This window comes from Pseudomonas sp. PB101, assembly GCF_009764265.1.
Lineage (GTDB): Bacteria > Pseudomonadota > Gammaproteobacteria > Pseudomonadales > Pseudomonadaceae > Aquipseudomonas.
The window spans coordinates 1-19,993 of record NZ_RWIR01000082.1; the positions used below are offsets into that span (position 1 = coordinate 1).

Sequence of the window (19,993 nt, forward strand, 5' to 3'; positions counted from 1 at the left end):
GGAAGGAGACACGGATTGATCAAACGAACTATGATTTTTCATGGACTCGCCCTCGCTGTCGATGGCTGTTTAGACTGCCACCGTGGCGCATTGACGCCTCGGCTTGGGCGAGTCCATCCAATTACAGAAGCATCTCAACGCAGTGCAATCACCGCCGCCCACTGCTCCGGGGTCACCGGCATCACCGACAGCCGCGAGCCTTTCTGCACCAGTGGCATCTCGGCCAGGGCCGTCTGTTGCTTCAGATAGTCCAGCTTCAACACCCGGGCAAAGGTCTCGACATGGGCGACATCGATCGCGCTCCAGGCGTTTTTGTCCGGGGTGGCCTTGGGGTCGAAATAATGACTTTCCGGCTCCAGCGCCGTCGGGTCCGGATAGGCGGCCTCGATAATCTTGCCGATTCCGGCAATTCCCGGTTCCGGGCAGCTGGAGTGATAGAAGAAGAACTCGTCCCCTACCGCCATGGCCCGCAGGAAGTTGCGTGCCTGATAATTGCGAACCCCGTCCCAGCGCGCTTTGCCGAGCTTTTCCAGCCCTTTGATCGAAAGTTCGTCGGGCTCGGATTTCATCAGCCAATAGGCCATGTCTTTTGCTCCTTGCGTGGTGATCGAGCAGCTTGTCGGCAATTTTATGACAAACCGACGGTCGGTTGACGTCAGCATTTGCGCAGCGGTTCACGTTGTCGCAAAATGCCGGCCTTTAAAGCTTGACGCTGCTGCACGGCCTACAAACGGAAACCGCTGCTGTCATCGTGTAGATATGCCTTTGGGGGGCAATCGATGAAACGCAAACCGGATTTACTATGGATTTTGGTCATTTTGTTTGGCCTTGGCGTCGTGACAACCGGCTATGCCCAAAGCCTGTGGGCCAACAAGACCGATGCACCGGTCGAACTCGCCCAATTGCAGCAACAGTCGACAGCCTTCAAGCGCTGATCCTGTTGCCGCGGCGCCGCTGATCGACGTGGCGCCTAGCCTGCGTAATACCAGGCCTTGTCAGTTACCGTGCCTTGCAGCGGTACATCCCAGCTCGCCTGAGCCAATCGCTCCACCTTCTGACACTCGTGGGCCAGCCCCAGCAGGGTCGGCTTGCGCCAGTCATTGCGGCGCGCCAGATAAGCCAGGCTCCGGTCATAGAAACCGCCGCCCATCCCCAGCCGTCCGCCAACATCGTCAAACCCCACCAATGGCAGCAACACCAGGTCCAGCGCCCAGATCTTGCGTTGCCGGGCGAGGTTCGCCCGTGGTTCGAGAATGCGGAAGCGGTTGGGTTTGAGTTTTTCCCCGGGACGGATGCGCTGGAACACCATTTTGGTACGCGGCCAGGCGCTCAGCACGGGCAGGTAAGTGGCCTTGCCCCGGCGCTGCGCGGCACGCAGCAACAGGCGCGGATCAATTTCACCGTCGGTCGGCAGGTAGAGCGAGATATGTCTGGCGCGGCGGAACAGCGGTTGCTGGGCCAATTGCTTGTACAGCCCGCGAGCGGCCTGGCGCTGCTGACTGGGTGTCAGTGCGCGGCGGGCCTTGCGCAGCATGCGTCGAAGTTGCGGGCGGGGGAGCAGCGCAGGTTCGGTCATGGATTTTGGTTTCGGCAGGACGGATAGGTGAAGCGTACCCGTAAAAACGCCAATGCCGGTATCAAAACCGGCATTGGACTGGAATCAGGCTCCCCGAATGTGTCGCTGTCGACTTAGCCCTTGAACCCGAAAGTTCAAGGTGGAAGATGCAGTAGGCTTTAAGGCTTTCCGTCTAGCGGACATGCACACCAGCCCAACGTGCAACCTCCAGGGTATAGCAAATCGGCTCAGGGACATCGCCAACTGGCAAACACCCCAGGGAGTGAGGTGATTATACCGCAAGCGCTGGCGCGAATCAGCCTTTAGTGACGTCCGGATCGGTGGCGAGCACCAGATCGACGCGATCGAGCAGGTCACGCACCTGTTCGCGGGTCGAGCCGCTGGCCTGGATATCCGGGCGTTCTTCCTTGTGCAGCAGATCGTGGGTGATGTTCAGCGCAGCCATCACGGCGATACGGTCGGCGCCGATGACTTTGCCGCTGCTGCGGATCTCGCGCATCTTGCCGTCCAGGTAACGGGCGGCGCTGACCAGATTACTGCGCTCTTCCTGAGGGCAGATGATCGAATACTCTTTGTCGAGGATCTGCACGGTGACGCTATTGCTTGAACTCATGAGTCTTGCTCCAGGGCCTTGAGGCGCGAAATCATCGATTCGACCTTACGCCGGGCGATTTCGTTTTTTTCAATGAGGTGCGCGCGTTCCTCGCGCCAGGTCTTTTCCTGAGCTAGTAAGAGTCCGTTTTGGCTCTTAAGTTGCTCGACTCGGGTAATCAGCAGTTCGAGTCTGGCCATCAGTGCTTGCAGGTCGGTGTCTTCCATTGTCTTCACTGTCTGATGGGTGTCGGACTTCTATAGGAGCGAGCCCGCTCGCGATGGTCGCCAACGTTAACGCTAGGTCCCTGACAGCCCATGGCGTTCTCGGGTTCATCGCGAGCAAGCTCGCTCCTACAGGGGTAGTCGATGTAGGATACAAGGCCTTCATTCTAGACATAGCGCCGTCTGGCGCCTAGCTGCCCATGACCATTCAGAATTCCCCGTACCAAGGCTTCGCCACCCTGCTGACTTCCAGCGGTCACAATGTCTCGCCGGCTGAACTGCACGGCCTGTTGCTCGGTCGCAGCTGTGCCGGCGCCGGTTTCGACGCCGAAGGCTGGCTGATCGACGCCGCCGAATTGCTCGAAAGCGAGCCCCAGGACAACGTCCGCAACGCCCTGATCGGCCTGCAAGCGATGGTAAAAGGCGAGCTCACCGGCGATGACGTGACCGTCGTTCTGCTGTTGCCGACCGACGACGCTCCACTCACCGAGCGTGCCGCCGCACTGGGCGAGTGGTGCCAGGGTTTCCTCAGCGGTTTCGGCCTGAACTGCCGTGACAGCAGTGCCCTGAGCACCGAGGCCAACGAAGTGCTGCAGGATCTGGCGGCCATTTCCCAGGTGCAAGATGCCCTGGAAGAGTCCGACGACGGCGAAAACGACTACATGGAAGTCATGGAGTACGTGCGCATCGCACCGCTGCTGCTGTTCTCCGAGACCAAAAAAGACCTGTCGGCTGCCGCCAAACCGTCGCTGCACTAATCGTTTGCCAGGGAACGCCATCTGCCCATGATCCATATCCCGAAATCGGAATACAGTCGTCGCCGCAAGGCCCTGATGGCGCAGATGGAACCCAACAGCATCGCCATCCTGCCCGCCGCCGCGGTGGCCATTCGCAACCGCGACGTCGAGCACGTTTACCGCCAGGACAGCGACTTCCAGTACCTCAGCGGTTTTCCCGAACCCCAGGCCGTACTGGTGTTGATGCCGGGGCGCGTGCATGGCGAATACATCCTGTTCTGCCGCGAGCGCAACGCCGAGCGTGAGTTGTGGGATGGCCTGCGTGCCGGGCAAGAGGGCGCGATTCGCGACTTCGGCGCCGACGATGCCTTTCCCATCACCGATATCGACGACATCCTGCCGGGGCTGATCGAAGGTCGTGACCGGGTGTATTCGGCCATGGGCAGCAACCCCGAATTCGACCGTCACCTGATGGAGTGGATCAACGTGATCCGCTCCAAGGCCAACCTCGGCGCCCAGCCGCCGAACGAATTCGTTGCCCTGGATCATCTGCTGCACGATATGCGCCTGTATAAATCGGCGACAGAAGTGAAAGTGATGCGCGAGGCGGCGCGGATTTCCGCCCAGGCGCATGTGCGGGCGATGCAGGCCTGTCGCGCCGGATTGCACGAATTCAGCCTGGAAGCCGAACTCGATTACGAGTTCCGTAAGGGCGGGGCGAAGATGCCGGCCTACGGGTCGATCGTCGCGGCGGGACGCAACAGCTGCATCCTGCATTACCAGCAGAATGACGCGCTGCTCAAGGACGGGGATATGGTGCTGATCGATGCCGGTTGCGAGATCGACTGCTACGCGAGCGACATCACCCGCACCTTTCCGGTCAGCGGCAAGTATTCAGCGGAACAGAAAGCGATTTACGAATTGGTGCTGGCCTCCCAGGAGGCCGCCTTTGCCGAAATCGCCCCGAACAAGCACTGGAATCAGGCGCACGAGGCCACGGTCCGGGTCATCACGACCGGGCTGGTCAAGCTGGGGCTTTTGCGGGGCGACGTCGACGAGTTGATCGCCAGCGAAGCCTATAAGGCGTTTTACATGCACCGCGCCGGCCATTGGCTGGGCATGGATGTGCACGATGTCGGCGAATACAAGGTCGGCGGCGAGTGGCGCGTGCTGGAGGTCGGCATGGCGCTGACCGTGGAGCCGGGGATCTACATTGCTCCGGACAACCAGAATGTTGCGAAGAAATGGCGCGGCATTGGCGTGCGTATCGAGGATGATGTAGTGGTCACCAAAACCGGCTGTGAAATATTGACGAACGGCGTGCCGAAAACCGTCGCCGAGATCGAGGCCCTGATGGCCGCTGCACGGACACAAGCGGCATGAGTCGAGTCAACCTGGCAATCATCGGTGGCGGGCTGGTCGGTGCCAGCCTGGCGCTGGCGCTGCAGGCCGGGGCCAAGGCCCGGGGCTGGAAGATCGTGCTGATCGAGCCGTTCGCTCCTGGCGACACGTATCAGCCGAGTTACGATGCGCGTTCTTCGGCGTTGTCCTTCGGCTCGCAGCAGATTTATCAGCGGCTGGGCGTCTGGCAGGAAGTCTCCCGCCGCGCCGAGCCGATCAAGCAGATTCATGTTTCCGACCGTGGGCGTTTCTCCACTGCCCGTTTGTCGGCGATGGAAGAGGGCGTTCCGGCGCTGGGTTACGTGGTGGAAAACGCCTGGCTCGGCCAATGCCTGTGGCAAGGCCTGGACAAGGACGTGATCAGTTGGCGCTGCCCGGCGGAAGTCACCCGCATGGAGCCGCTGCCCGATGGCTATCGCCTGACCCTCAACGATGAAACCACCCTGGAATGCGACCTTGCGGTGCTCGCCGACGGCGGTCGTTCCGGCCTGCGCGAACAATTGGGGATCGGCATTCGCAAGCGTCCGTACAACCAGAGCGCGCTGATTGCCAACATCACCCCGAGCGAAGCCCACAACGGCATGGCCTTCGAGCGCTTCACCGACGAAGGCCCGATGGCATTGCTGCCGCTGCCGGAAAACCGCTGCGCGCTGGTCTGGACCCGTCTGGGCATGGACGCACAACGCCTGGCGGCCCTTGATGAGCGCAGTTTCCTGAGCGAGTTGCAGGGTGTGTTCGGTTATCGCCTTGGCACATTGAAACAGGTCGGTGCACGGCATCTGTATCCGCTGACACTGGTCGAGGCCGAGGAGCAGGTGCGTTCGCATCTGGCGGTGCTCGGCAACGCGGCGCACAGCCTGCATCCGATTGCCGGGCAGGGGTTCAACCTGTCCCTGCGCGATGCCCAGGCCCTGGCCGATGCCTTGCTCGCCAGCGAGAAACCACTGGGCGACTTCGCCACGTTGCAGGCCTATCGTGAACGCCAGCGATTGGACCAGGACCTCACCGTGGGCTTCTCCGATCAGGTCACGCGTCTGTTCGGCAGCACCCAGCCGCTGGTATCCCTGGGGCGCAACATCGGTCTGCTCGGCCTTGATCTGCTGCCACCGGCCAAGCGTTGGTTCGCACGGCAGGCGATGGGGCTGGGGACGCGACCGGATGCGTAACTGGTTGATCCGCCGATCCGGCAAAGCCCGTCTGATGCGCTTTTTCATGAGCTTCTACCCGCCGTACTTCGGTGCAGGTGTGCGGGTGCAGCACATCAGCGATGATTTTCGTGACGTGCGGGTCAGCATGGGGCTGGGCTGGTACAACCGCAATTACGTCGGCACCCAGTTCGGCGGCAGCCTGTACTCGATGGTCGATCCGTTCTTCATGCTGATGCTGATGGAAAACCTGGGGCGCAAGTACATTGTCTGGGACAAGGCCGCCGACATCGATTTCATCGCGCCGGGCAAAGGCCCGGTATTCGCCCGTTTCACCATCGACGACACCTTGCTCGACGAGATCCGTCGGCAGACGGCCAATGGCGAAAAGTACCTGCCGCAATTGCAGGTCGACATTCATGACGGCGCCGGCCATCTGGTGGCGCGGGTCGGGAAAACCCTTTACGTGCGGCTCAAGCCGCAAGAGAGACAGGCTTAAAGCATGGAAATGCGCGCAGATCTGCTGATTGTCGGGGCCGGAATGGTCGGCAGCGCTCTGGCGCTGGCATTGCAGGACAGCGGGCTGGAAGTCCTGCTGCTGGACGGCAGCCCCATGAGCGTCAAACCCTTCAACACGCAGGCCGCGTTCGAGCCGCGCGTGAGCGCCTTGTCGATCGCCAGTCAGCGGATTCTCGAACGCCTTGGCGTCTGGGACGGCATCGCCGGGCGGCGCAGCAGTCCCTATACCGACATGCAGGTCTGGGATGGCAGCGGCACTGGGCAGATCCACTTTTCGGCGGCCAGCGTGCACGCCGAGGTGTTGGGTCATATCGTCGAGAACCGCGTGGTCCAGGATGCCTTGCTCGACCGGTTGCATGACTGCGACCTTGGGTTGCTGGCCAATGCTCGGCTGGAACAGATGCGCCGCTCCGGCGATGACTGGCTGCTGACCCTGGCCGATGGCCGTACGTTGCGCGCACCACTGGTGATCGCCGCGGATGGCGCCAACTCGGCGGTGCGTCGCCTGGCCGGTGTGGCGACCCGGGAATGGGATTATCTGCACCATGCCATCGTCACCAGCGTACGTTGCGCCAAACCGCATCAAATGACGGCCTGGCAGCGCTTCACCGACAACGGTCCGCTGGCGTTTCTGCCCCTTGAACGCGACGGCCAGCAGGACTGGTGTTCGATTGTCTGGTCGACCACGCCCGGCGAAGCCGAACGTCTGATGGCGATGGATGAACAAGGTTTCTGCAAGGCGCTGGAGCGCGCCTTCGAAGGTCGGCTCGGCGAAGTGCTGAGCGCCGACCCGCGCCTGTGTGTGCCCCTGCGCCAGCGCCATGCCAAGCGTTATGTGGCTGAAGGCCTGGCGTTGATCGGCGACGCGGCCCACACCATTCACCCGTTGGCGGGGCAGGGGGTGAATCTCGGATTCCTCGATGCCGCCGTGCTGGCCGAAGTGTTGCTGCAAGCGGCGACCCGTGGCGAACGCCTGGCGGATGTGAAAGTCCTTAGCCGTTACGAGCGTCGGCGCATGCCCCACAACCTGGCGCTGATGGCGGCGATGGAAGGTTTCGAGCGCTTGTTCCAGGCCGATCCGTTGCCGGTGCGCTGGTTGCGCAATACCGGATTGAAAATGGTTGAGAAAATGCCGGAAGCCAAGGCCTTGTTCGTGCGTGAGGCGCTGGGGTTGACCGGGGATTTGCCGACGCTGGCCAGGCCCTGAGATTTTTGCTGGGGCTAATGGACTCATCGCGGGCAAGCCCGCTCCCACAGTGGCCGGTGTGAAACATCAATTCGGTATACACCCGAAAACCTGTGGGAGCGGGCTTGCCCGCGAAGGCGTCAGCAAAAGCACCACAAATTCCAAGCTGTGCAACATCTGGTAACTCCTCCGCAGCCCGCTTCGATTGAGAAGGTAAATGTGAGTCCTTATCATTTGGCCTCATTTTTCAATCGAGAGACCGCTCCCATGTTGGCACCGAAGCGTCTACTGACTGCACTGGCCCTGACCCTGATCGCCAGCACCGCCGCCCAGGCTGCTGACGAGGTGGTGGTCTACTCCTCGCGAATCGACGATCTGATCAAGCCGGTATTCGATGCCTACACCGCCAAGACCGGCGTGAAGGTGAAGTTCATCACCGACAAGGAGGCGCCCCTGATGCAGCGCCTCAAGGCCGAGGGCGCGAATACGCCAGCCGACCTGCTGCTGACCGTCGATGCCGGCAACCTCTGGCAAGCCGAGCAGATGGGCATCCTCCAGCCGTTCACCTCGAAAACCATCGACGCCAACATTCCGCTGCAATACCGCGCAGCCTCGCATGCCTGGACTGGCCTGAGCCTGCGGGCGCGGACCATTGCCTACTCCACCGACCGGGTGAAGCCGGGTGAACTGACCACCTACGAAGCCTTGGCCGACAAGCAATGGGAAGGTCGCCTGTGCCTGCGCACGGCGAAGAAGGTCTACAACCAGTCCCTGACCGCGACCATGATCGAAGTGCACGGCGCCGCCAAGACTGAGGAAATCCTCAAGGGTTGGGTCAGGAACCTGTCCACTGACGTGTTCTCCGACGACACCGCCGTGCTGGAAGCGATCAACGCCGGCCAGTGCGATGTCGGCATCGTCAACACCTACTACTACGGCCGCCTGCACAAGCAGAAGCCGGAGCTGCCGGTGAAGCTGTTCTGGCCGAACCAGGTCGACCGTGGCGTGCATATCAACCTGTCGGGCATCGGCCTGACCAAGAACGCACCGCACCCGGAAGCGGCCAAGGCCTTGGTAGAGTGGATGACCACGCCTGAAGCGCAGAAAATCTTCGCCGACGTGAACCACGAGTTCCCGGCGAACCCTGCGGTTCAACCCTCGGAAGAAGTGGCGGCCTGGGGCAAGTTCATCGCTGACACCTTGCCAGTGGAAATTGCCGGCAAGCGTCAGGCAGAAGCGATTCGCCTGATGGACAAGGCTGGCTGGAACTAAGTCACCCTATATACTGCGCCCCGCCTATGCGGGGCGTTTGTTTTTGCGTTGCGCGCCTCTGACGATGTAGGAGCGAGCTTGCTCGCGATGAACGTCGGGGCACCGCGGACCGTCAGGTACCCCGCGTTATCGTTGACGTTTTTCGCGAGCAGGCTCGCTCCTACAGTGTCGATCTCATCCATTAGATAGTAGAGAACCAAGCCTGTGGCCCATCCCGCCCAACGCCGCTGGTATCCAGTCGTCTTCGCCATCGCTGCGCTGGTCCTGCTGCCCCTGAGCGTACTGCTGCTTTCCTGGCAAACCATCGACGTTCAAATCTGGTCGCACCTGTGGGACACGCAGATGCCGCGCCTGCTGGGCAACACGCTGACGCTGGTGCTCGGTGTCGGTGCGGGTGTCACCCTGCTGGGCGTCAGCCTTGCCTGGCTGACCAGCCTCTGTGAATTTCCCGGTCGGCGCTGGCTCGATTGGGCGCTGATGCTGCCCTTCGCGATACCGGCCTACGTACTGGCGTTCGTGTTTGTCGGCCTGCTGGATTTCGCCGGGCCCGTGCAAACCCTGCTGCGCGAGTGGTTCGGCAGTAGTCTGCGGCTGCCGCGCGTGCGTTCCACGGGCGGTGTGATCGTGGTGCTGGTGCTGGTTTTCTATCCCTATGTCTATCTGCTGGCCCGCACGGCATTCCTGGCTCAGGGCAAAGGCCTGATGGAAGCCGCACGGGTCCTTGGTCAATCGCCCTGGCAGGCGTTCTGGCGGGTGGCATTGCCCATGGCGCGGCCGGCCATCGGTGCGGGCGTGGCATTGGCGTTGATGGAGACCCTGGCGGATTTCGGCGCAGTGTCGGTATTCAACTTCGATACCTTCACCACGGCCATCTACAAGACCTGGTACGGTTTTTTCAGCCTGTCTTCCGCGGCGCAACTGGCCAGCCTGTTGCTGTTGGTGGTGATGCTCGTGCTCTATGGCGAACGCCGTGCCCGCGGGGCCAACCGGGCGAGCAACGAGCGACCACGGCTCAAGGCGCTGTATCACCTGCAAGGCGTAAAGGCGCTGGCGGCCACGACGTGGTGCGGTCTGGTGTTTGCCTGCGCTTTCGTCATCCCGATGCTGCAACTGGCGGTGTGGTTCTGGCAGCGCGGGCGCTTCGATCTCGACGAGCGCTACACCGGGTTGATCGTCCATACCTTGTATCTGGGTGCGATGGCGGCACTGATCACTGTCAGCGTCGCCTTGTTGCTGGCGTTTGCCAGGCGTCTGGCCCCTACCCGGGTCATTCGTTCCGGGGTCAGTCTGGCGAACCTGGGTTACGCCTTGCCGGGTTCGGTGCTGGCGGTCTCGATCATGTTGGCGTTCAGTTATCTGGACCGCGAGCTGGTGATCCCGCTTTCGAGCTGGCTCGGTGGCGTGGGCAAGCCGATGCTGCTGGGCAGTCTGTCGGCGTTGTTGCTGGCCTATCTGGTGCGCTTCGTCGCGGTGGCCTACGGGCCGTTGGAAAGCAGCCTGGCGCGTATACGGCCATCTTTGCCCGAAGCGGCACGTAGCCTTGGCGTCAGTGGGCCGCGACTGTTTTTCAAAGTGTATCTGCCATTATTGCTACCCGGAACGTTGAGCGCTGCGCTGCTAGTGTTCGTCGACGTGCTCAAGGAAATGCCCGCGACCCTGCTGATGCGCCCGTTTGGCTGGGACACGCTGGCGGTACGGATCTTTGAAATGACCAGCGAAGGAGAATGGGCGAGGGCATCTTTGCCAGCGTTGACGCTGGTGCTGGTCGGGCTGTTACCGGTCATCGGATTGATCCGGCGTTCAGCGCATCGAAACAGCTAGGTGTCAGTCCTACACCTTGCGGCTACAATGCGCGGCATTCGGTGCGGTCCGTCTGACAGACCAGGTAGCTGAAATCGGCTAAAGGCCCTTTGTTTCAAGGCATTCAGTCCGTGCAGCACTTGCCCGCACCTTCGCCACGCCCGGAAGGAGAAACCCATGGGACAGCGTACGCCTCTGTATGACCTTCATCTCGCACTCGGCGCGAAGATGGTCGATTTTGGCGGTTGGGACATGCCTCTGCATTATGGATCGCAGGTCGAGGAACACCATCAGGTGCGCCGCGATTGCGGTGTCTTCGATGTATCCCACATGACCGTAATCGACGTCGGCGGCCCCCAGGCCAAAGCCTGGCTCCGGCATTTGCTGGCCAATGATGTCGAACGCCTGCACAGCCCCGGCCGTGCGTTGTACAGCACCATGCTCAACGAGCAGGGCGGCATCGTCGACGACATGATCGTCTACCGTCTCGACGAAGGTTATCGCCTGGTGGTCAACGCCTCCACCCGCGACCAGGACATGACCTGGATGCAAGCGCATCTCGACGGTTTCGATGTACAACTGAGCGAACGTTCCGAGTTGGCGATGCTGGCCATCCAGGGCCCTCATGCCCGGCAAAAAATTGCCGAGCTGGTCAGCCAGTCCCGCGGCAACCTGATCCAGCTCCTCAAACCCTTCGAAGGCCTGTTCGACGGTGACTGGTTCATCGCGCGCACCGGTTATACCGGCGAAGACGGCCTGGAAATCATTCTGCCGGCCAATCAGGCGCCAGGCTTTTTCAACGATCTGGTCGGTGCCGGGATTTCCCCCATCGGCCTTGGCGCGCGGGATACCTTGCGAGTCGAAGCCGGCATGAACCTTTACGGCCAGGACATCCAGCAAGACATTTCACCGTTGGCCTCCAATATGGCCTGGACCATCGCCTGGGAGCCTGCCACCCGCAAATTCGTCGGACGCAACGCGCTGGAAGCCGAACAGGCCGCCGGGGTGCAGCACAAACTGGTCGGTCTGGTCCTTGAGGAGCGCGGTGTTTTGCGCGCTCATCAGGTGGTCCGCATCGCCGATGTTGGCGAAGGGGAGATCACCAGTGGTAGTTTCTCTCCTACGCTAAGCAAGTCGATTGCACTGGCGCGCGTGCCGATGGCAACAGCCGACCGCGCTGAAGTGGAAATCCGTGGCAAGTGGTACCCGGTCCGAGTGGTCAAACCGACCTTCGTACGCCACGGCAAAACCTTGATCTAATCTTTTCCAGCGGTTAACGACCGCTGACAATTTCCTGAGGACACAGAACATGAGCAATATCCCTGCCGACCTGCGTTTTGCCGAAAGTCACGAATGGGCACGTCTGGAAGCCGATGGCACCGTCACCGTGGGCATCAGCGATCACGCGCAGGAAGCGCTGGGTGATGTGGTGTTCGTCGAACTGACCGAAGTGGGCAATGTATTTGCCGCTGAAGATCAGGCGGGTGTCGTTGAATCGGTCAAGGCTGCTTCCGACATCTACTCCCCGATTGCCGGTGAAGTGATCGCGGTCAATGAAGAACTGAGCGGTACACCTGAGTTGCTCAACTCCGATCCGTACGGCGCCTGGATCTTCAAGATCAAGCCAAGCAATGCCGCAGACCTGGAAAAACTGCTGGACGCCGCCGGCTACAAGGCTGCCATCGGCGAATAAGCCTGACGCAACATCCCAAAGCCCCGATCCGTCGGGGCTTTTTTTTGCCTGACAAATCCTTACCTGCTCGCGATGGTCGTCAACGATGGCGCTGGAAGCCTGACACCGCGCGGTGTTCTCAGGTTCGTCGGAGCGCCGCCCGGAGCAGGCTCGCTCCTACAGGATTCGCGTCCGGTACTGGCTGCTATGCTGGTTTGACCGTGTTGCATCGACGCTGAGCGCCAGTCAAGAGAGAGCCCGTCATGTCCAAGATGCCGTCCCTGAGCCAGTTACGCGACCCCAATGCCTTTCTGCGCCGCCACCTCGGACCCGATGCCGCCGAGCAGCAGGCGATGCTCGACAGCCTGGGCCTGGGCAGCCGGGTCGAGTTGATCGAGCAGACCGTGCCGCCGGGCATCCGCCTCAACCGGACGCTGGACCTGCCCCCGGCGCTCGATGAAGAGGCCGCGCTGGCCAAGTTGCGCGGTTATGCCGAGCAGAACCAGGTCTGGACCAGCCTGATCGGGATGGGCTATCACGGCACCCTCACACCGGCCGTCATTTTGCGAAATGTGCTGGAAAATCCCGGCTGGTACACCGCGTACACCCCCTATCAACCGGAGATCGCCCAAGGGCGGCTCGAAGCGCTGCTGAACTTCCAGCAAATGACGATCGACCTGACCGGTCTTGAGTTGGCCAACGCCTCATTGCTTGATGAGGCTACCGCCGCGGCGGAAGCCATGGCCCTGGCCAAACGGGTCGCCAAATCCAGAAGCAACCTGTTCTTTGTCGACGAAAACTGCCACCCGCAAACCATTTCCGTGGTGCAGACCCGCGCTGAAGGTTTTGGCTTCGAGCTGATCGTCGACGCTGTGGATAACTTGAAACAGCACCAGGTCTTCGGCGCGCTGCTGCAATACCCGGACACCCACGGCGAAATCCACGACCTGCGGCCGCTGATCGATCACCTGCACGCGCAACAGGCCCTGGCCTGTGTCGCCACCGATTTGCTGAGCCTGTTGTTGCTGACCCCGCCGGGTGAACTGGGCGCCGATGTGGTGTTCGGCTCGTCACAGCGATTTGGCGTGCCCATGGGCTACGGTGGGCCGCACGGGGCATTTTTTGCCAGCCGCGATGAATACAAGCGGGCGATTCCCGGGCGGATCATCGGGGTTTCGAAAGATGCACGAGGCAACACGGCCCTGCGCATGGCCCTGCAAACCCGCGAACAACACATCCGCCGGGAGAAGGCCAACTCCAACATCTGCACGGCCCAGGTGCTGCTGGCCAATATCGCCAGCTTCTATGCGGTCTACCATGGCCCGGAAGGGCTCAAGCGGATCGCCCAGCGTGTCCACCGGCTGACCTGCATCCTGGCCGCCGGGCTTGAGCGCAACGGTATCACCCGGGTCAACCGGCACTTCTTCGACACCCTGACGCTGGAAGTCGGCGGAACCCAGACGGCGATCATCGAAAGTGCCCGGGCCGCGCAGATCAACCTGCGCATTCTCGGGCGCGGGCAGTTGGGCTTGAGCCTTGACGAAACCTGCGACGAAGCCACCGTCATGAAGCTGTTCGACGTGTTTCTGGGGGCCGATCACGGGCTGCGCATCGAGGAACTGGATGCTGAAGCCTTGCCTGGCGGAATTCCCGAAGGGTTGGCGCGAACTTCGCCCTATCTGCGCCATCCGGTGTTCAGCGCCCATCACAGCGAAACCGAGATGCTGCGCTACCTCAAGCAACTGGAAAACAAGGACCTGGCGCTCAACCAATCGATGATCCCGCTGGGCTCCTGCACCATGAAGCTCAACGCCACCAGCGAGATGATCCCGATCACCTGGCCGCAGTTCGCCAACCTGCACCCGTTCGTGCCCAAGGAGCAGGCCGTCGGGTATGGGCTGATGATCGAAGAACTGGAGCGCTGGCTGTGCGCGATCACCGGTTTCGATGCGATCTGCATGCAGCCCAACTCCGGCGCCCAAGGTGAATACGCCGGACTGCTGGCGATCCGCAAATACCATGAGAGCCGCCAGGAGGGTGGCCGCGACATTTGCCTGATTCCTTCGTCGGCTCACGGCACCAACCCCGCATCGGCGCAGATGGCCGGGATGCGGGTGGTCATCGTCGAGTGTGACGAGGCGGGCAACGTCGATCTGGATGACCTCAAGGAAAAAGCCGCGCAGGCCGCCGACAAACTCGCCTGCCTGATGGCGACCTACCCTTCGACCCATGGGGTGTACGAGGAGGGCATCAGCGAAATCTGCGAAGTGATCCATCATCACGGCGGTCAGGTGTACATGGATGGCGCCAACCTCAACGCTCAGGTCGGGCTGGCGCGGCCGGCGGATATTGGCGCCGATGTCTCGCACATGAACCTGCACAAGACGTTCTGCATTCCACACGGTGGCGGTGGGCCGGGCATGGGGCCGATCGGGGTACGGGCGCATCTGGCACCGTTCGTGGCCAACCATCCGGTGGTGCCGATCGACGGGCCGCACCCGCAGAACGGTGCCGTCAGCGCAGCGCCCTGGGGCAGCGCAAGCATTCTGCCGATCAGCTGGATGTACATCGCGATGATGGGGCCGCAACTGGCGGACGCCAGTGAAGTGGCGATCCTCGCCGCGAATTACCTGGCGCGACATTTGTCCGGTGCCTTCCCGGTGCTCTACACCGGGCGCAACGAACGGGTGGCCCACGAATGCATCCTCGACCTGCGGCCGCTCAAGGCGTTGACCGGCATCACCGAAGAGGATGTCGCCAAGCGCCTGATGGACTACGGCTTCCATGCCCCGACCATGTCGTTCCCGGTGCCGGGGACGCTGATGGTCGAACCGACCGAGAGTGAATCGAAGGCGGAACTGGACCGTTTCATTGGCGCGATGCTGAGCATCCGCGCGGAAATCAACGAGGTGCAGAACGGTAACTGGCCAGCCGAAGAAAACCCGTTGAAAGGCGCGCCGCATACGCTGGCCGACATCACCGGCTTGTGGGAACGGCCTTACAGCATCGTGCAGGCGGTCACGCCGGACGCGCACACCAAGGCTCACAAGTACTGGCCGGTGGTGAACCGGGTGGATAACGTCTACGGGGATCGGAACCTGTTTTGTGCGTGTGTGCCGGTGGACGATTACCGCTGATCTCTTGCGCAACGCTGGGCAAAAAAATGCCGCTCATGTGAGCGGCATTTTTCATTCGCAACGCTTACTCCGAAGCCACGGCATTCTTGGCCAGGATCGCGTTCGCCAGTTCCATGTCCGTGGCTTGCAGGCCCGGGTTGTCGGCGCGGACTTTCTGCATGGCCGCTTCCAGGTACGGACCGCGGATGCCGCCGTCGCTGGCGACGAAGCTGCTCGCGTCGTCCTGGGCCGCGACGACCAGCTTGTGATCCTTGGATGTCAGATAGCTCGAACCGGTGGTTGCACCGGAGGTAAGAACGTTACGCCAAAAAGTATCGGCCATCGCCGAACCGACAGGCAGGGACAACAGCGCGACGGTAGCGACAGCAAGTTTGAAACGCATGACAGGGTGACTCCACTGGGTTGACTACGCGGTTGGATTGCCAACCCCCAATCGAGTTCCGTGACCCCCTATTCGGCCGTTTCAACCAGCAGGATCGCGCCTTGCTGGCCGACCACCCGCACGCGGCTGCCAATGGCAGCGTCCGGCCCGCGGGCCATCCACACGCCGTCGGCCACCTTGATCTTGCCGCGACCGTCGACAATCGTTTCATGCACCACGAAGGTTTTGCCGATCAGTTCCTGGCCGCGCAGATTCAGGTGCGGTTGATCGCTCGGGCGGTTCGCCGTGCGCTGACGCCGCCACCAGTACAACGCGGTGGCGATCGACAGCAGGCCGAACAACAGGAACTGCCATTCCCAGGACAGGCTCGGCAAGAGGAAGGTCAAGACACCCACGGCGGCCGCCGCCATGCCGATCCACAACAGGTAGCCGCCGGCGCCGAACACCTCAAGAATCAACAGCACCGTGCCCAGCGCCAACCAGTCCCAGAACGAAAGATGCTGAAAAAATGCCCACATGGCGCGCCTCAGGCTTTCTTGTTATCGAAAGTGGCCTTGACGATTTCGCCAATGCCGCCAACCGCACCGATCATCGAGCTGGCCTCCAGCGGCATCAGGATCACTTTGCTGTTGTTGGCCGAAGCCAGCTTGCCCAGTGCATCGATGTACTTCTGCGCGACGAAGTAGTTGACCGCTTGCACGTTGCCGCTGGCGATGGCTTCGGACACCACTTTGGTCGCCTGGGCTTCTGCCTCGGCTTGCCGCTCGCGGGCTTCGGACTCCAGGAAGGCGGCCTGCCGGCTGCCTTCGGCTTCGAGGATCTGTGCCTGCTTCTTGCCTTCGGCGGTCAGGATCGCTGCAGCGCGCAGGCCTTCGGCTTCCAGGATTTGCGCGCGCTTGATCCGCTCGGCTTTCATCTGCCCCGACATCGCCGCCATCAGGTCGGCGGGCGGACTGATGTCCTTGATCTCGATCCGGGTGATCTTGATGCCCCACGGTGCGGTCGCTTCATCGACGGTGCGCAGGAGTTTTTCGTTGATGCCGTCGCGCTGGCTGAGCATGGCGTCGAGCTCCATCGAGCCGAGCACCGTACGGATGTTGGTTTGCAACAGGTTACGAATGGCGTGTTCGAGGTTGTTGACCTCGTAGGCAGCCTGGGCCGTGTTGACCACCTGGAAGAAACACACTGCATCGATTTGCACCGTGGCGTTGTCGGCGGTGATGACTTCCTGTGGCGGAATATCCAGCACGCTTTCCATCACGTTCATCTTGCGGCCGATGCGGTCCATGACCGGAATGATGATGTTCAGTCCCGGTTTGAGCGTGTTGGTGTAGCGCCCGAAACGCTCGACGGTCCATTCAAAGCCCTGGGGCACGACCTTGAAACCCATGAACAGAATGGCGACCACCAGGCCGACAAAAAGCAAAAGCACACTACCGATCTGCATAACGATTCCTTGTTGATGTGTGGATCTGTGGAGTTGCAATCGCTGGAGTGTAACGGCGCCGATGGCGGATAAGAACAACCGGGCTCAGTTCTGCTCGCTCTGGGGTGTGACTCGCAGGACCTCCTCGATGGTCGTCAGCCCGGCGGCGACCTTTTGCGCCCCTGAAAGCCGCAGGCTGCGCATGCCTTCCTTGAATGCCTGGCGGCGCACGGCCAGCAGATCGGTATCGGGACTGATCAACGCCTTGATGCCATCGCTGATCTGCATGATTTCATAGACCCCGGCGCGGCCGTGATAGCCGGTGTCGCGGCATTCCACACAACCGACGGCCCGCTGAGCATTGCCCGGCAACGGTGCCTGCCACGGGCGGGTCAGGGATTGCCAGTCGTCTTCGCCCAGCGTCAGCGGCGCCTTGCAATGCGGGCACAGGGTTCGCACCAGTCGCTGGGCCATGACGCCGAGCACCGTGGCCTTGATCAGGTAATGCGGCACGCCGAGTTCCAGCAGGCGGCTGATGGCGCTGGGCGCGTCGTTGGTGTGCAGGGTCGACAGCACCAGATGCCCGGTGAGCGCTGCCTGGATCGCCATCTCGGCGGTTTCGAGGTCGCGGATCTCGCCGATCATGATGATGTCCGGGTCTTGCCGCATCAGCGCGCGCACGCCGGCGGCGAAGGTCAGGTCGATGTTGTGCTGGACCTGCATCTGGTTGAACGCCGGCTCGACCATTTCAATCGGGTCTTCGATGGTGCAGAGGTTGACCTCCGGTGTCGCCAGTTTTTTCAGGGTGGTGTAGAGGGTTGTGGTCTTGCCCGACCCCGTCGGCCCGGTGACGAGGATGATGCCGTGGGGTTGGCGGGTCATGTCCTGCCAGCGGCGCAGGTCGTCGGTGGAGAAGCCAAGCTGGTCGAAGTCCTTGAGCAACACTTCCGGGTCGAAGATCCGCATGACCATTTTTTCGCCGAAGGCGGTGGGCAGTGTCGACAAACGCAGTTCGACTTCGCCGCCCTCCGGGGTCTTGGTTTTCACTCGACCGTCCTGGGGTTTGCGTTTCTCCGCGACGTTCATGCGCCCCAGGGTTTTCAGGCGGCTGACGATGGCCATGGTGACCTGGGGCGGGAATTGATAGACGTTGTGCAACACGCCGTCGATGCGAAAGCGCACCGTGCCTTGCTCGCGCCGGGGCTCGATATGGATGTCGCTGGCGCGTTGCTGGAACGCGTACTGGAACAGCCAGTCGACGATGTTGACGATGTGTGCGTCGTTGGCGTCCGGCTCCTGGTCGCTGGCGCCAAGGTTGAGCAACTGTTCGAAATTGCCCAGGTTAGCGACTTGCGGGTCGGCGCTGTTCGCCCCGGTGACCGATTTGGCCAGGCGGAAGAATTCTACGCTCAAGCGCTGGATGTCCACCGGGTTGGCCACCACGCGCTTGATCGGCAACTTGAGCACGTGGGTCAGGTCAGCTTCCCAGCCGCTTACATAGGGCTGGGCGCTGGCCACGGTGACCGCATCGCGGTCGATCGCGACCGCGAGAATCTTGTGGCGCTGGGCGAAGGCATAGGACATCAGCGGGGTCACGGCCGCGACGTTGATTTTCAACGGGTCGATGCGCAGGTAAGGCTGGCCGGCCTGCCTGGACAGCCACAGGGTCAGGCTTTCCAGGTCCAGCGGTTTGCCGGGACGGCTGAGGTCGCCCAACTGTTGGCTGGCGATGAATTCCAGTGGATGCATCTGGCCATGGGCTGGGTTGCGGCGCCGGGCGTTGAGCGCGTGTTCGGCCGAATCCTGGCTGATGAAGCCCTGCGCGACCAGTTCGCGCAGCACATCATTGAGATCCAGCCAGCGGTCCTGAAAGGCGATATGTGCGGACATGCGGGCTCCTTTTGATCGACAGTCGGCAAAGGATAGCCGTGGCCCGGCTGACCGCTGGGCCACTACCCGACGAAGCCGTTTCGGAGTTTTTCAGCCCGCCGCTTGAGCCGCTTCGGCCCATGCAGAGTCAGCTTCTTGCAGCTCAACCGAACAAACGCTGATCAGGTTACGAAGTTTTTCCGCAATCACTTGCGCGCGGTGCCAGCTCAGACCGTCGATGACGAGCTCGATGGACAGCCAGTCGTCCTCGCGCTGCACGTTGACCTGCTGTGGCGTGAGCATTTGCAAGGCGAACAGATTGAGGGCGCGACACAGCAGGTCCGGTTCTGCCTCGGCGAGCATTTGATAGCGAACACGACAATGGGCGTTGCTGACGTTCCAGACATCGGCGCGGGCAGGAGGGATGTTCACGGCTTCGAGATACGGCATGGTCAGGCTCCAGATTTACTGGAGAAATGTTTACATCCTGTGCCGGGCATTTCTTCTCTATGATTGGTCGTATTGCCGGAGTGAAGAATCAATCAATTCGCTAGTTACTCGATTAAGGGTTTTTTTATGCAAAGCGAGCTGGACAGCTATGACCGCAAGATCCTCGCCCTGCTGCAAGAGGACGCTTCGCTTTCCAGCGCACAGATCGCCGAGCAGGTGGGTCTCTCGCAATCGCCGTGCTGGCGACGGATTCAGCGGATGAAGGAGGAGGGCATCATTCGCGCCCAGGTGACCTTGCTCGACCGCAAGAAAATCGGCCTGAACACGCAGATCTTCGCGGAGGTGAAACTCAATGCCCACGGGCGCTCGAACTTCACCGAATTCACCGAGGCAATTCGCGGCTTTCCGGAGGTGCTGGAGTGTTACGTGCTGATGGGGGCGGTGGATTTTTTGCTGCGCATTGTCACTGCGGACATCGAGGCGTACGAGCGCTTCTTCTTCGAGAAGCTGTCGATGGTGCCGGGGATTCAGGAGGTGAATTCGATCGTGGCGTTGTCGGAGATCAAGTCGACGACCAGTTTGCCGGTAATGCGCTGATGATGCCT

Annotated in this window: 21 protein-coding genes and 1 other RNA gene; 12 read left to right on the forward strand and 10 right to left on the reverse strand. The window is 61.5% G+C overall.

Annotated elements, in window-relative coordinates:
- Positions 1-134 precede the first annotated feature (134 nt).
- The gene (locus tag EI969_RS25560) at positions 135-584 is read right to left on the reverse strand and encodes an EVE domain-containing protein (RefSeq protein ID WP_160390206.1); all 450 of its coding nucleotides are present in this window, start codon (positions 582-584) and stop codon (positions 135-137) included.
- A 195-nt stretch (positions 585-779) separates the two neighbouring features.
- On the opposite strand from EI969_RS25560, the gene EI969_RS30310 reads away from it, so the two are divergent.
- A complete protein-coding gene (locus EI969_RS30310) occupies positions 780-935 on the forward strand; it encodes a hypothetical protein (RefSeq protein WP_007982896.1) in 156 nt (51 codons plus the stop codon).
- 35 nt (positions 936-970) lie between these two features.
- On the opposite strand, the gene EI969_RS25565 is transcribed toward EI969_RS30310, so the two are convergent.
- From EI969_RS25565 to EI969_RS25580, 4 genes are all read right to left on the reverse strand, one after another.
- Positions 971-1,576, reverse strand: a complete 606-nt coding sequence (locus tag EI969_RS25565; protein ID WP_046039060.1) for a 5-formyltetrahydrofolate cyclo-ligase — start codon at positions 1,574-1,576, stop codon at positions 971-973.
- An 86-nt stretch (positions 1,577-1,662) separates the two neighbouring features.
- A non-coding RNA gene (gene ssrS, locus EI969_RS25570) (6S RNA) lies at positions 1,663-1,841 on the reverse strand.
- 30 nt (positions 1,842-1,871) lie between these two features.
- Positions 1,872-2,189, reverse strand: a complete 318-nt coding sequence (locus EI969_RS25575) for a cell division protein ZapA (RefSeq protein ID WP_008055229.1) — start codon at positions 2,187-2,189, stop codon at positions 1,872-1,874.
- Positions 2,186-2,395 (reverse strand): TIGR02449 family protein, encoded by a 210-nt coding sequence (locus tag EI969_RS25580; RefSeq protein ID WP_007982902.1) that lies wholly within the window; start codon positions 2,393-2,395, stop codon positions 2,186-2,188. Before EI969_RS25580 ends, EI969_RS25575 begins: the two co-directional genes overlap by 4 nt.
- Positions 2,396-2,592: 197 nt before the next feature.
- Here EI969_RS25580 and EI969_RS25585 point away from each other — a divergent pair, with 197 nt between their 5' ends.
- The 10 genes from EI969_RS25585 to gcvP all read left to right on the forward strand — a co-directional run bounded on the left by EI969_RS25585 (position 2,593) and on the right by gcvP (position 15,261).
- Positions 2,593-3,150, forward strand: a complete 558-nt coding sequence (locus tag EI969_RS25585; RefSeq protein WP_160390207.1) for a YecA family protein — start codon at positions 2,593-2,595, stop codon at positions 3,148-3,150.
- A 27-nt stretch (positions 3,151-3,177) separates the two neighbouring features.
- Complete coding sequence (pepP, locus tag EI969_RS25590; RefSeq protein ID WP_160390208.1) at positions 3,178-4,512, forward strand: Xaa-Pro aminopeptidase; 1,335 nt, start codon at positions 3,178-3,180, stop codon at positions 4,510-4,512.
- Positions 4,509-5,696 carry a 2-octaprenyl-6-methoxyphenyl hydroxylase gene (gene ubiH, locus EI969_RS25595; RefSeq protein ID WP_160390209.1) on the forward strand — a complete coding sequence of 396 codons (1,188 nt, stop codon included), beginning with the start codon at positions 4,509-4,511 and terminating at the stop codon, positions 5,694-5,696. Before pepP ends, ubiH begins: the two co-directional genes overlap by 4 nt.
- Entirely contained in the window at positions 5,689-6,174 is a 486-nt protein-coding gene (locus EI969_RS25600) for a DUF4442 domain-containing protein (protein WP_160390210.1), read from the forward strand. The genes ubiH and EI969_RS25600 overlap by 8 nt, the downstream gene beginning before the upstream one ends.
- Before the next feature lie 9 nt (positions 6,175-6,183).
- A complete protein-coding gene (locus EI969_RS25605; protein WP_178120823.1) occupies positions 6,184-7,401 on the forward strand; it encodes a 2-octaprenyl-3-methyl-6-methoxy-1,4-benzoquinol hydroxylase in 1,218 nt (405 codons plus the stop codon).
- A gap of 246 nt (positions 7,402-7,647) precedes the next feature.
- Complete coding sequence (locus EI969_RS25610; RefSeq protein WP_160390212.1) at positions 7,648-8,652, forward strand: extracellular solute-binding protein; 1,005 nt, start codon at positions 7,648-7,650, stop codon at positions 8,650-8,652.
- 204 nt (positions 8,653-8,856) lie between these two features.
- Entirely contained in the window at positions 8,857-10,473 is a 1,617-nt protein-coding gene (locus EI969_RS25615; RefSeq protein WP_160390213.1) for an iron ABC transporter permease, read from the forward strand.
- Positions 10,474-10,629: 156 nt separating this feature from the next.
- Positions 10,630-11,712, forward strand: coding sequence for a glycine cleavage system aminomethyltransferase GcvT (gene gcvT / locus EI969_RS25620; RefSeq protein ID WP_160390214.1), 1,083 nt, complete (start codon positions 10,630-10,632; stop codon positions 11,710-11,712).
- A gap of 49 nt (positions 11,713-11,761) precedes the next feature.
- The gene (gene gcvH / locus EI969_RS25625; protein ID WP_160390215.1) at positions 11,762-12,145 is read left to right on the forward strand and encodes a glycine cleavage system protein GcvH; all 384 of its coding nucleotides are present in this window, start codon (positions 11,762-11,764) and stop codon (positions 12,143-12,145) included.
- 242 nt (positions 12,146-12,387) lie between these two features.
- Positions 12,388-15,261 (forward strand): aminomethyl-transferring glycine dehydrogenase, encoded by a 2,874-nt coding sequence (gene gcvP, locus EI969_RS25630; RefSeq protein WP_160390216.1) that lies wholly within the window; start codon positions 12,388-12,390, stop codon positions 15,259-15,261.
- Between the two features lie 64 nt (positions 15,262-15,325).
- Here the strand turns inward: gcvP and EI969_RS25635 are convergent, their stop codons facing one another.
- From EI969_RS25635 to EI969_RS25655, 5 genes are all read right to left on the reverse strand, one after another.
- Positions 15,326-15,643, reverse strand: a complete 318-nt coding sequence (locus EI969_RS25635; protein WP_085723777.1) for a DUF2388 domain-containing protein — start codon at positions 15,641-15,643, stop codon at positions 15,326-15,328.
- Positions 15,644-15,711: 68 nt separating this feature from the next.
- On the reverse strand, positions 15,712-16,161 hold the full coding sequence (locus EI969_RS25640) for an NfeD family protein (protein WP_160390217.1): 450 nt from the start codon (positions 16,159-16,161) through the stop codon (positions 15,712-15,714).
- 8 nt (positions 16,162-16,169) lie between these two features.
- Positions 16,170-17,090, reverse strand: a complete 921-nt coding sequence (locus EI969_RS25645; protein WP_104450213.1) for an SPFH domain-containing protein — start codon at positions 17,088-17,090, stop codon at positions 16,170-16,172.
- Positions 17,091-17,174: 84 nt separating this feature from the next.
- Positions 17,175-18,959, reverse strand: a complete 1,785-nt coding sequence (locus EI969_RS25650) for a GspE/PulE family protein (protein ID WP_160390218.1) — start codon at positions 18,957-18,959, stop codon at positions 17,175-17,177.
- Between the two features lie 90 nt (positions 18,960-19,049).
- Positions 19,050-19,388 carry a hypothetical protein gene (locus EI969_RS25655; protein ID WP_160390219.1) on the reverse strand — a complete coding sequence of 113 codons (339 nt, stop codon included), beginning with the start codon at positions 19,386-19,388 and terminating at the stop codon, positions 19,050-19,052.
- Positions 19,389-19,514: 126 nt separating this feature from the next.
- Between EI969_RS25655 and EI969_RS25660 the strand changes: the two genes are divergently transcribed.
- Positions 19,515-19,985 (forward strand): Lrp/AsnC family transcriptional regulator, encoded by a 471-nt coding sequence (locus tag EI969_RS25660; RefSeq protein WP_160390220.1) that lies wholly within the window; start codon positions 19,515-19,517, stop codon positions 19,983-19,985.
- The last annotated feature ends 8 nt before the right edge of the window (positions 19,986-19,993 follow it).